The sequence below is a fragment of the Brevibacterium sp. 91QC2O2 genome, from assembly GCF_024580695.1.
Taxonomy (GTDB): Bacteria; Actinomycetota; Actinomycetes; order Actinomycetales; family Brevibacteriaceae; genus Brevibacterium; species Brevibacterium moorei.
The window spans coordinates 36,647-48,234 of record NZ_JANIJY010000016.1 but is presented as its reverse complement, the minus strand read 5'-3'; the positions used below and the strand labels follow the sequence as shown (position 1 = coordinate 48,234).

Here is an 11,588-nt window from a genome sequence, read left to right as displayed (position 1 = left end):
ATCAAGTTTCGCACATGCGTCTTCGATCACGGCTCCAGGAACGCACCTGCGGCGACAGTTCTGGGATTCTATGAGCACTTGCCGAATCGGGGCCTTAACTTTCAGGACTCTCCACGATGACATTCGTCGCCTTCACGGTGGCGACTGCCAAAGATCCCAGCTGTAGGCCCAGATCGTCCAGGGCCTCGCGGGAGATCAGGGAGACCACCCGGTGTGGGCCCGCCTGGATGTCCACCTGGGCCATCACGGTGTCCTTCTTGATCCCCGTCACCAGGCCCACGAAACGGTTCCTGGCCGAACTCGCGGACTGGTGCACGCCCTCGGGAGCGGTGCTCAGCTCCTGGGCCAGCTGGGCCAGACCGGCACCGTCGACCACGGTCCGCCCCGATTCGTCGCTGCCGTCCGGCAGGCGCCCCGCGGCGATCCAGCGCCGCACGGTATCGGGGCTGACGCCCAGCAGGTCGGCCGCCTGTGCGATCCGATAACAGGGCCCGTCAGTTCCGCTCATCGCGCACCCACTCCCCCGACTTGCCGCCGGACTTGTGCTCGACGCGGATGTCGGTGAGCACCGCGGCCTTGTCCACCGCCTTGATCATGTCGAACACGGTCAGGGCCGCCACGCTGACGGCGGTCAGCGCCTCCATCTCCACCCCGGTCTGCCCGGAGGTCTTGACGCGCGCGCTGATGTGGACGGCGGATTCCGCCAGCTCGAATTCGACCTCGACTCCGGAGAGCAGCAGGGTGTGGCACAGCGGGATGAGTTCGGGGGTCCGCTTGGCCCCCATGATGCCCGCGACCCTGGCCACCTGCAGTGCTTCGCCCTTGGGCAGGCCGCCCGAGGAGATCAGCTCGATGACCTCCCGCGTGGTCTGCACGGTTCCTGTAGCCAGCGCCACCCGCTTGGTCTGTGCCTTCGCGGACACGTCGACCATCTGCGCCCTGCCCTGTTCGTCGATATGCGACAGGTTCATTGCCCCGTCCTCACTCATCCGATCCTCCACACGTCCAGTTCCTCTCCGGGCTCCACCCGGTCGACGCCCAGCGGGATGATGGCCAGCGCATCGGCCCGCGCATAGGCCGCCAGCAGGTGCGAGGACGGCCCGCCCTGCAGGGTGACGGTGCCGTCCTCGCACAGCAGCGCCCGGCGCACCTGGGTCTTCGCCGCCGGCGAGGCCTCGCCGGACTCCGCATTCAACCGTGCCCGGGTGCGCGGCCGGGGCGCGATGCCGGGGGCGATGCCCAGGAGTGCGGGTCGGATGAACATCTCGATGGTGATGAGGGTGGACACGGGGTTGCCGGGGGCGGCGATCCACGGCAGTCCGGCCAGTCGGCCACAGCCCTGGGGTCCGCCCGGCTGCATGGCGACCGAGGCGAATGTCAGCTCGCCGCACTCGGCAGGTTCCGCACCCGCCGGCTCCGCGCCCGCGGCCTGCTCACCCGCTCGCTCGGCCTCCAGGTCCGCGGCCAGCCGGAGCACTTCCTTGGCTCCCTTGGAGATCCCGCCCATCGAGACCACCAGGTCGACGTCTGCCCGGATGGCGGCGATCCGGTCCAAGAGCAGGCGCGGGTCGTCTGGCACCCGCAGCACGTGGACGACCGTGGCGCCCGCGGCGTTCAGTGCGGCGGTCGCGGCGAAGGAGTTCGCATCGTAGATCTGGGCCGGGCCCCGCTCCTGCCCGGGCGCCACGACCTCGTCGCCGGTGGAGACCAGGGCGATGCGCACAGGCGCCAGGACGGGCACCTCGGCCAGGCCCACGCTGGCCAGCACGCCCAGCAGGGCGGGCGTGAGGACCGTTCCCGCGGTGGCGATCAACGCGCCCGGGGCCGTGTCGCTGCCCGCCGTGCGCACGAATCGCCCCGGGCTCAGCTGCGCATCGGCCCGCAGGCGCACGCTCTCCCGGTGTGCGAAGCCTGCTTCCGTCTCCTCCACCGGCACCACACAGTCCGCCCCGGCGGGGATGCGCCCGCCCGTCATCACGGGCATCGCATATCCGGGTTCCAGGGCCGGGGGCGGGCTGCCCGCGGTGACCATCGGCATGAGCGGCAACTCCGCCACCCCGCCGGCGGGCCCTGCGCCCGACTGGGCCCCGCCGGCGAAGGAGCTGTCCACCGCGAAACCGTCCATCTGGGAATTGTCGAACGGCGGGACAGCCAGCGGACTGTGCACATCATGGGCCAGCACCACGGGGGTGGGAGCGGCGGCCAGATCGGCGATCGACACGGTTTCGACCCGGCGCAGGACGTGCACCAGATCCCAGATCCGGGCTCGGTACTCCTCGACGCGCAGGGCGGGGGCAGGGGTCTGTGGCATGGCTCGATTCTATGCGGCCGGCCCGCCGCCGGGCAGCCTGTGCGCCGACGGGCCGGGTAGCGGCCCTGGCCGGCGCATCCCGTAGCCGGTCGCGACTTCGAAGGCGTGGGCGATCTGCAGGACGCCCGCGTCATCCCCCGGCGCGCCGATGATCTGCAGGCCCACCGGCAGACCGGAGGCGCTGAACCCGGCGGGCACACTCACCGCGGGACAGCCCGTGGCCGAGATCAACGTGGTCGCGTCCATCCAGGACAGATAGTCCCGCACCGGATGCCCGGCCAGTTCGGCTGGGAATTCCAGTTCCGCGTCGAAGGGCAGCACCTGGCTGGTCACGGTCACCAGCGCGGCATGGTCGGCGAAGTAATCCTGCACGGCCGCCCAGAGGCGGCCCCTGGCGTGGATCGCCGCGAAGATCCGTTCGGGGCCCAATTCGAGCCCGGCCCTGATGTTCCCCCGCAGCGCCGGCTTCATCTGATCGGCGTGCTCGGCCAGCAGGTGCCCGTAATTGAGGCCGAACTCGAAGGCGCGGGCCACAGCGAACACCTCGCCGGCGCACGACAGGTCGGGGACCGTCCCGTCCAGGTCAGCGCCCAGCCCGGCGAACACCTCGGCAGCGGTTCCCACAACGGCGGCGACCTCGGCGTCGACCTCCAGCAGGCCGCCCAGATCGGGGGCGAACCCGATCCGCCGTCCCCCAAGATCCGGTTGGAAGTCCGGCTGGGTGTACTCGGGCAGGTCGAATCGGCCCGGTTCGTGGCGGTCCGTCGCCGCCCGCGGGTCCGGTCCGGACACCAGGTCCATCAGCCAGGCGACGTCGCCGACCGTGCGCGCCATGAAGCCCGCCTGACTCAGCCACTCCCAGGGATTGCCGGGCAGGGTGTGCGGGATCCAGCCGTTGGACGGCCGCAGCCCCACCAGATTGTTGAACGAGGCGGGCATCCGCAGGGAGCCGCCGGTATCGGAACCGTCGCCCGCGGCCTGCACGCCCGCGGCGATCGCGGCCGCCGCGCCGCCGGAGGAGCCGGCCGCTGACCGGCTCGGGTCATAGGGGTTGACGGTGGTGCCGAAGAGCGGATTGAAGGTGTGGGCCCCGCAGGCGAATTCCGGGACATTCGACTTGCCCGTGCCGATCACTCCGGCCGCGTGCAGGCGCGCGACGATCAGCGCATCGCGCCGGGGCACGTTCTCCGCGAAGATCGGCGAGCCGTAGGTGGTGCGCATTCCCGCGGTATCGTGCGTGTCCTTGTGCGTCATCGGCACGCCCAGCAGGGACGGCAGCCCGGTGGTGTCGCCGCGCCGCCGCGCGATGTTCAGGCGGGCCTCGGCCGCCCTGGCCGAGGCCATCGACCCTTCGGCGTCCACGGTCACCACCGCGCCCAGCACGGGGTTGACCTCGGCGATCCGGTCCAGGTGGGCCTCCATCGCCTCACCGGCGCGCACGTCGCCGGAGCGCAATCCGCACGCCAGTTCGCGCAGGGACAGGTAGTCCAGTTCGGACGTCACTTCCGGCCGGCCAGGATGCCGATGCACGTGCCCAGCAGTGCGGCGCCGGCGCCCACCACGGCGCCCGCGAAGAACTCGTTCATTCCGCCGCGCGCGGGTGCCGCGGCAACGGGATAGGCGCCGAGCGGGGCGGGCACGGCTCCCGCGGGCGCTGCGGGTTGTCCCGCGGCGACACCGGCCTCGCCGCCGGAGGCGGCTGCGGCGGTTGCGGCACCGTCCGCGCCGGCGGCCTCGGCTCCGGGCGCGGCTTTGCCGGCATCGGGGCCGTCCTTGATCGCCTGGTCGATGTCCTTGAAGAACTTGGCCGCGATCCGCTTGGCCACCCCGGTGAGCATTCGCTGGCCCACTCCGCCGATCGCCCCGCCCAGGACCGCGTCGGCGCTCCAGGTGATGTCGGTGCCGCCCTGTGCGCCGGGGGCCATCTGCACGGTGACGTCCGCGCCGATCGTGCCGGGGCCGCCCTGGCCCTTGGCGGACATCACGAAGGACTCCGGCTCCTTCTCCTGGGAGAAGCCGACCGAGCCCTTGTAGGTGCCCTTGATCGCCGCGACCCCCATGGTCATGACAACGTCATAGGCTCCGGGGCCGGCGGGGGTCAGCGACTCCACGCCGGGGATCGTGCGCGCCAGCACCCACTCCGCGTGGAACGCATCCCAGGCGGTCTGCGGATCGGCTTCCATATGGGCAGTGGCGGTGATCTCCATGGTGTGATTTCCTTCTGTGCTCTAAGCGGTGATCGATACGGTGATGGTGCGGTGAGGACTGCGGGAGCCGGGCTGTGGGAGCCGCGCCGGAGCGCCGCAGCCGGAGCGCGTGGCCCCGGCGCTCAGGCCCGATGCAGACTGGGAACGGCGCCGGCCGCGTGCTTCCGGCGCAGCTCCCACAGGGTCGACGGGTCGATGGGCATGCTGCGGATCTCGAAGCCCTCGGCGTCCTCGATGGCCGAGGCGATGACGGAGACCACGGGGATCGCCCCCGCTTCGCCCGCGCCCTTGATCCCCAGGGGGTTGAGCGGGCTCGGGGTCTCCAGATGGTCCGTCTCGACCTTCGGGACCTCCGATGCGAAGGGCATGAGGAAGTCCATGAACGATGCGTTGAGCAGCTGGCCGTCGGCGTCGTAGGCCATCTTCTCGTACAGCGCCCCGCCCACTCCCTGGGCCACTCCGCCGTGCACCTGGCCCTCGACGACCATCGGGTTGATCATCGGGCCGCAGTCGTGGACCACGCAGTACTTGAGGATCGTGATGTCGGCCGTCTCCGGATCCGTCTCCACGATCGCGGCGTGCATGCCGTTGGCCACGGTCGAGCGCAGGGGCGAGAAGTAGTCCTGTTCCTCCAGGCCCGGCTCCTCCCCCGGCTTGATCGGCGGGGTGTTCGGATCGGCGGGCTTGGCGAACTGGGTCGCCTGTTTGGCGCTCTCGTCGAAGGCGTAGCGCAGCGGATTGGACAGCACCGCCACGGAGGCCAGCGGCATCGAGGCCGACGGGTCCCCCTTGACCTGGACCGTGCCGTCGACGATCTCCAGGTCCTCCGGGGACACCTCCAACAGGTCCCCGGCGATCTTCAGCGCCTTGGCCTTGACCTTCTTCGCCGTCACGTGCAGGGCGTTGCCCGCCATCACCCCGCCGCGCGAACCCCAGGTGCCCACGGAGTAGGGCATCTTCCTGGTGTCGCCCGTGGTGACGTGGACGGTGTCGATCGGCACGCCCAGTTCATCGGCGACGATCTGGGCGAACACGGTGGCGTGCGCCTGTCCCTGGGTGGTCAGGCCGGTCCACACATTGACCCGGCCGGAGGATTCGATCTCGATATGGCCGCCCTCATAGGGCCCGGCGCCCGTGCTCTCCACATAGGCGCCCATTCCGATGCCCACGTGGCGGCCCTCGGCCCTGGCCCGGTTCCGGTAGTCCTCGAATTCGTCCCAGCCGACCAGTGCCTTGAGCTTGTCCAGCGAGGTCAGGAAGTCCCCGGAGTCCAGGCAGCCCTCGGCGCCGTCCTGCATCACCACGCCCATGGGGTGCGGGAATTCGCGCACGAAGTTGTTCAACCGCACCTGTGCCCGGTCCAGGCCCAGCTCATCGGCGATCGCGTCCATCGTGCGCTCCATCATGAAGGTCGCGTGCACGCGCCCGGCCCCGCGATAGGGGGTGACGATCACGCAGTTGGTGTAGAGCGACCACCATTCGACGTTGAAGTTCGCGATGTCGTAGGGACCCATGATGTGGGTGGAGGTGTTGAGCGGGACGATCACGCCATAGGGCAGATAGGCGCCGTTGTCGTGCCAGAACTTCACGTCCAGGCCCAGGATCCGGCCCTCGTCGTCGAAGCCCACGTGGACTTCCTGGATCTGGCCGCGCTCATGGGCCGATGATACGAAGTGCTCGCGCCTGTCCTCGGTCCATTTCACGGTCGTGCCCAGGGCGCGCGCGGCGCAGGCACAGGCCAGCTCCTCCGGCCACGGGTGGTTGATCTTCACGCCGAAGCCGCCGCCGATGTCGGGGGCGACGACCTCGACCTTGGTCAGCGGCAGGCCCAGCTTCGCGGCGATCGCCGCGCGCAGGCCCGATGCCGTCTGGGTCGAGGAGTGCAGCAGCAGGGTGCCGTCCTCGGTGTTCCATTTGGCGACCACGCCCTTGCCCTCCATCGGCATGCAGGCCGAACGGGACACCTCCAGTTCCAGCTCCAGGCTGTGCGGGGCCGAGGCGATGGCACCGGGTGCATCGCCGACGGTCTGCTGGTAGTGGGCCGCGACATTGTCCTCGATGCCCTCGTGCACAGCGGTCTGCGCCGCACGGGCCTGGTCGACTCCCACCACCGGGGGCAGGAATTCGTAGTCGACCGAGATCCGCCCGGCCGCGTCCTCGGCGATATAGCGGTTCTCCGCCACGACCATCGCCACCGGCTCGCCCACGAAGTTCACGTGATCGCGGGCCAGGGCGTACCCGGTCATGGGATTGACGATGGAGGGGTGGGGCAGCAGCATGGGCAGGCGTTCCGCAGCATCGCCCGGCAGGTCCTCGTGGGTCCAGATCGCCACGACCCCGTCGACGTCGATGGCGTCGGTGACATCGATGTCGACGATATTCGCGTGCGCGTGGGGGCTGCGGACGAAGGCCGCGACCAGGGCGCCGGCGCCCAAATCGTCGACGTAGCGGCCGTTCCCGGTGACCAGGCGCGGGTCCTCGCGGCGCTTGATCTTCTGCCCGAACATCCTGGTGGTCATTCGGCGCTTCCCTCCCCGCAGCAGCCCCCGCCGCAACAGCCGCCGCTCCCGGACGGCGCGCTGGAACCCGCGGCCAGGGCCTTGTCCTGTTCCTGCAGTTCGGCGGCGCGCTGCACCGCCTTGACGATGTTCTGGTAGCCGGTGCACCGGCACAGATTGCCGGAGACGACCTCGCGGGACTCCTCCTCCGTTGGGTGGGGGTTGTCCTTGATGAAGGCGTCGATGGTGGTGATGAAGCCCGGCGTGCAGAATCCGCACTGCAGGCCGTGGCAGTCGATGAAGGCCTGCTGCACGGGCGAGGGGTGCTCAGGATCGTTGCCGATGCCCTCGACCGTGGTCACCTCGTGGCCCTGTGCGCTGGCCGCGAAGACCAGGCACGAGCGCACGGGAACCCCGTCGAATTGGACCGTGCAGGCCCCGCACACCCCGTGTTCGCACCCCACATGGGTGCCGGTCAGCTCCAGGTCCTGGCGCAGCACATCGGAGAGCAGTTTGCGGTCGGGGACGTCCAGATCGTGATCGACGCCGTTGACGGTCAGTCGGATCCTGTTCAGCGTTTCGGCGCTCATGCCGCCTCCTCCGTTTCCCTTCCGGGGACGGCCCCGGAGATCAGTCCTGTGAAAACCCGACCGGCCATCACCCCGGCCAGGTGGCGCCGATAGTCCGCAGTGGCATGGATGTCGCCCACCGGATCGACGAACTCCTCGACCGCCTGTGCGATCGCGGGCACCAGGGCGGCGGCCTCGGCCCGCTGGGTCCCGGCCACGACACCGCCCAGGTCCAGGATGTCGGGCAGGTCGGTCACGGACACGAAGCCCGCCCGCAGCCCGGTCAACTCGCCGGTGTCCGGATCGGCGCTCAGGACCATGCCGACCCCGGCCAGGGCGTAGTCGCCGGTGCGCCTGGTGAGTTCGGCGAAGTCCGCCGACTGGCCGGGGGCCAGACCGCCGAACACCGCCTTGACGATGAGCTCATCGGATTCCAAACAGGTCTCCAACGGGCCCACATTGAGTTCGGCGGCCTCCAGGCTGCGCGTCCCCCTGCTGCTCACCACGTCGACGTGCCCGCCGGTCAGCGCCAGGATCATCGGCATCTCCCCGTTGGGGTCGGCGTGGGCCAGGGAGCCCACCGTGGTCCCCCGGTTGCGAATCGCGGGGTGGGCCACGCACTTCAGAGCCGCCCGCAGCACGGGCTGTGCGGCGTGGGCGCGCTCATCGTGTTCCAGCCGGGCATGGCTGACCAGGGCTCCCACCTCGACGTCGCCATCGTGCACGACGATGTCGGACAGTCCGCTGACCGCGGTGATGTCGATGAGGTGTTCGGGTGCCGCGAGCCGCATATTGAGCACGGGGACCAGGCTCTGGCCGCCGGCGATGATCTTGCCGTGGGCGCCGAACTCGCTCAGCAGTTCCAGGGTCTGTTCCACGCTCGTGGGCCGATGGATGGTAAATGGGGACGGCTTCATTCCTTATATCACTTGCCTCGTCGACTTCTTCCTTCAGTGTTTCCGATCCTGCCGGAGTTCCTCGGAAACCCGTTCCTCCAGGCCCTTCGAGCCGACGCTGATGGCGGTTCCACCGACATCGGACTCGGCCGCCTCCCTGATGTCCTTGGGCGCCAGCCAGCGCGCCACATGGTACATGACCAGCATCACAAGGGTGCCAAGGGCGATGCCCGAGAGCGTGAACGATTCGCTGAACTTCAGGCTGACGTCGCCGATTGCGATGATGATGCCGGCGGCCACTGGGACCATGTTGAGCGGGCTGGAGAAGTCGACCTTGTTCTCGATCCAGATCTTCGCGCCCAGCATGCCGATCATGCCGTAGAGCACGACGGTGATCCCGCCCAGCACACCGCCGGGCACGGACGCGATGAGCGCGCCGAACTTCGGGGAGAGCCCGAAGACGATCGCCACGATCGCGGCCACCCAGTAGGCGGCGGTGGAGTAGACCTTGGTCGCGGCCATCACGCCGATGTTCTCCGCGTAGGTGGTGGTGGGCGAACCGCCGACGCCGGTGGCCACCATGGTGGCCACGCCGTCGCCCATCACCGCTCGGCCGGTGTACTTGTCCAGCTTCTCGCCGGTCATCTCCTCGACCGCCTTGACGTGGCCGACGTTCTCCGCGACCAGGGCGATGATCGCCGGCAGCATGACGACGATGGCGGCGGCGTTGAATTCGGGGAGGTGGAGGCCCACCACGCCGGCCGCCTCATCCGATACCGGGGGCAGGCCGATCCAGGGCGCGGACTGCACGCCGGACCAGTCGATGCGGAAGTGCTCGGTGACCTCGCCGGCGCCCGCGTCGAAGGAGGTGATCTTGCCGAACACCGTGTCGAACAGCCAGGAGAGCAGGTAGCCGAAGATCAGGCCGAGGAACACCGCGACCCTGCCGATGAATCCCTTGATGCACACGGAGAACAGGATGATGAACGCCATCACCAGCAGGGCGACCCACTGGTCCTGGGGCCAGTAGGTGTTGGCCACCACGGGCGCGAGGTTGAAGCCGATGAGCATGACCACGCCGCCGGTGACGACCGCGGGCAGGACCCGGGTCAGGGCGCTGGCGCCGATCCAGTGGATGAAGGCGCCCACCAGGGTCAGGACGGCGCCGGAGACCAGGATCGCGCCGGTCACCTGTGCCGGGCTGCCACCCTGGGCGGTGACCGTGGCGGTGCCGCCCACGAAGGCGGCCGAGGTGCCGACGTAGCTGGGGACCTTCCCGGAGACGATGAGCAGGAAGATGATCGTGCCGAAGCCGGACATCATCACGGCCAGCTGTGGGTTCAGCCCCATGATGACCGGGAACACGAAGGTCGCGCCGAACATCGCGAACACGTGCTGGAAGCCCAGTCCGATCGTGCGCGGCCACGTCAGTCGCTCACTGGGGGCGACCGCGTCGCCGGGGGCGATCGTCTTGCCGTCGCCGTGTAGTTTCCAACCGAATATCGCCATGCTGTGCTCCTTAGCCGGTGGCGCCGAGGTGGGGGTTCCGTTATTGACAGGCCGCGCCGTATCCCACACTCTAGGACAGCCGTGAGGCGCAGGTCACAGATAGATATGCCAAAGACGAATGGTGTCCGCAGGCAAGGTTTGCTCATACGAGCGCGGTCATTTACTCGCGCTTAACATTGCGGGCGCCGGGGTCGGCGGCCGCACCGGCCCTGCCGGCCGACCGGTCCGTCAGCCAGCGGCCCAGGTGGTACATCACCAGCACGACGATGGTGCCCAGGGTAATCCCGGACAGGGTGAATGTCTCCGAGAACTTCAGGCTGACATCGCCAATGGCGATGATGACGCCCGCGGCGATCGGCACCATATTGACCGGCCGCGCGAAGTCGACCTTGTTCTCGATCCAGATCTTGGCCCCCAGCAGCCCGATCATGCCGTACAGGACGACCATGATCCCGCCCAGCACGCCGCCGGGCACCGATGAGATGAGCGCGCCGAACTTCGGGGAGAACCCGAAGAGGATCGCGATACCGGCCGCCGCCCAGTAGGCGGCGGTTGAGTAGACCCTGGTCGCGGCCATCACGCCGATGTTCTCCGCATGGGTCGTCGTCGGGGAACCGCCGACCATGGTGACGACGGCCGTCGCCACCCCGTCGCCGACGACCGCCCGCCCGACGTACTTGTCCAGCGGCTCCCCCATCATCTCCTCGACCGCTTTGACGTGTCCGACGTTCTCCGCCACCAGGGCGATCACCCCCGGCAGCATGACGATGATCGCCGCCGCGTTGAAGACCGGCAGGTGGAAGCCCACGACCCCGGCCGCGGCATCCGTCATCGGGGGCAGCCCCAACCAGTCGGCCGCGTACACGGAGGACCAATCGACCCGCCAGTGCGTCGTCGCCTCTCCTGCGGAGGAGCTGAAGGAGGTGATCTGGCCGAACGCACGGTCGAACACCCACGACAGCAGGTATCCGAAGACCAGGCCCAGGAGGACCGCCATCCGGCCCAGGAATCCCTTGGCCACGACGGCGATGACGATGGTGAAGAGCATGACGATGAGGGCGATCCACTGGTCCTGGGGCCAGTAGGTCCTGGCCACCACGGGCGCCAGGTTGAAACCGATGAGCATGACGACCCCGCCCACCACCACAGGCGGCAGGACCTTGGTCAGGAACTGCGCGCCGACCAGGTGGATGAAGACGCCGGCAAGGGCCAGGACGATGCCGGCGACCATGATCGCACCGGTCACCTCCTGCGGCATCCCGCCCTGGGCGTGGACCGCCGCGACGCCTCCGACGAAGGCCGCGGACGTTCCCAGATAGCTGGGGATCCGGCCCTTGACGATGAGCAGGAAGATGATGGTGGCGACCCCGCTCATCATCACCGCCAGCTGCGGGTTGAGCCCCATGACGATGGGGAAGATGAACGTGGAGCCGAACATCGCCACCACGTGCTGCGCTCCGAAGCCGATGGTCCGCGGCCAGGTGAGGCGCTCATAGGTCTTGACGACCTCACCCTGTTTCACATGCTTGCCATCGCCATGGACGGTCCAACCGAATATCGCCACGAATGCTCCCGGGTTCTTCATCACCATTGATCGA

Annotated in this window: 10 protein-coding genes; all 10 read right to left on the bottom strand. The window is 69.0% G+C overall.

Features of this window, described 5'->3' with window-relative positions; all coding sequences use genetic code 11:
• Nucleotides 1-94: 94 nt before the first annotated feature.
• On the bottom strand, nucleotides 95-508 hold the full coding sequence (locus tag NQ036_RS11225; RefSeq protein ID WP_257049017.1) for a molybdopterin-binding protein: 414 nt from the start codon (nucleotides 506-508) through the stop codon (nucleotides 95-97).
• The gene (gene moaC / locus NQ036_RS11220; protein WP_257059041.1) at nucleotides 495-971 is read right to left on the bottom strand and encodes a cyclic pyranopterin monophosphate synthase MoaC; all 477 of its coding nucleotides are present in this window, start codon (nucleotides 969-971) and stop codon (nucleotides 495-497) included. Before moaC ends, NQ036_RS11225 begins: the two co-directional genes overlap by 14 nt.
• A gap of 14 nt (nucleotides 972-985) precedes the next feature.
• Nucleotides 986-2,311 (bottom strand): gephyrin-like molybdotransferase Glp, encoded by a 1,326-nt coding sequence (gene glp, locus NQ036_RS11215; RefSeq protein ID WP_257059039.1) that lies wholly within the window; start codon nucleotides 2,309-2,311, stop codon nucleotides 986-988.
• Between the two features lie 9 nt (nucleotides 2,312-2,320).
• Entirely contained in the window at nucleotides 2,321-3,814 is a 1,494-nt protein-coding gene (locus NQ036_RS11210; protein ID WP_257059037.1) for an amidase family protein, read from the bottom strand.
• Nucleotides 3,811-4,518, bottom strand: coding sequence for a carbon monoxide dehydrogenase subunit G (locus NQ036_RS11205; protein WP_257059035.1), 708 nt, complete (start codon nucleotides 4,516-4,518; stop codon nucleotides 3,811-3,813). Before NQ036_RS11205 ends, NQ036_RS11210 begins: the two co-directional genes overlap by 4 nt.
• Nucleotides 4,519-4,640: 122 nt before the next feature.
• The gene (cutA, locus tag NQ036_RS11200) at nucleotides 4,641-7,037 is read right to left on the bottom strand and encodes an aerobic carbon-monoxide dehydrogenase large subunit (RefSeq protein WP_257059033.1); all 2,397 of its coding nucleotides are present in this window, start codon (nucleotides 7,035-7,037) and stop codon (nucleotides 4,641-4,643) included.
• Nucleotides 7,034-7,606, bottom strand: a complete 573-nt coding sequence (locus NQ036_RS11195) for a (2Fe-2S)-binding protein (protein WP_257049011.1) — start codon at nucleotides 7,604-7,606, stop codon at nucleotides 7,034-7,036. The genes cutA and NQ036_RS11195 overlap by 4 nt, the downstream gene beginning before the upstream one ends.
• Nucleotides 7,603-8,502, bottom strand: coding sequence for a xanthine dehydrogenase family protein subunit M (locus NQ036_RS11190; protein ID WP_257059031.1), 900 nt, complete (start codon nucleotides 8,500-8,502; stop codon nucleotides 7,603-7,605). Before NQ036_RS11190 ends, NQ036_RS11195 begins: the two co-directional genes overlap by 4 nt.
• A 33-nt stretch (nucleotides 8,503-8,535) precedes the next feature.
• Nucleotides 8,536-9,990 (bottom strand): uracil-xanthine permease family protein, encoded by a 1,455-nt coding sequence (locus tag NQ036_RS11185; protein ID WP_257049009.1) that lies wholly within the window; start codon nucleotides 9,988-9,990, stop codon nucleotides 8,536-8,538.
• A gap of 160 nt (nucleotides 9,991-10,150) precedes the next feature.
• Complete coding sequence (locus NQ036_RS11180) at nucleotides 10,151-11,554, bottom strand: solute carrier family 23 protein (protein WP_257059030.1); 1,404 nt, start codon at nucleotides 11,552-11,554, stop codon at nucleotides 10,151-10,153.
• Nucleotides 11,555-11,588: the final 34 nt, after the last annotated feature.

Coding starts and splice junctions, on each gene's coding strand:
- NQ036_RS11225 (WP_257049017.1), bottom strand. CDS start 508: ATGAGCGGAACTGACGGGCCCTGTTATCGGATCGCACAGGCGGCCGAC.
- moaC (WP_257059041.1), bottom strand. CDS start 971: ATGAACCTGTCGCATATCGACGAACAGGGCAGGGCGCAGATGGTCGAC.
- glp (WP_257059039.1), bottom strand. CDS start 2,311: ATGCCACAGACCCCTGCCCCCGCCCTGCGCGTCGAGGAGTACCGAGCC.
- NQ036_RS11205 (WP_257059035.1), bottom strand. CDS start 4,518: ATGGAGATCACCGCCACTGCCCATATGGAAGCCGATCCGCAGACCGCC.
- cutA (WP_257059033.1), bottom strand. CDS start 7,037: ATGACCACCAGGATGTTCGGGCAGAAGATCAAGCGCCGCGAGGACCCG.
- NQ036_RS11195 (WP_257049011.1), bottom strand. CDS start 7,606: ATGAGCGCCGAAACGCTGAACAGGATCCGACTGACCGTCAACGGCGTC.
- NQ036_RS11190 (WP_257059031.1), bottom strand. CDS start 8,502: ATGAAGCCGTCCCCATTTACCATCCATCGGCCCACGAGCGTGGAACAG.
- NQ036_RS11185 (WP_257049009.1), bottom strand. CDS start 9,990: ATGGCGATATTCGGTTGGAAACTACACGGCGACGGCAAGACGATCGCC.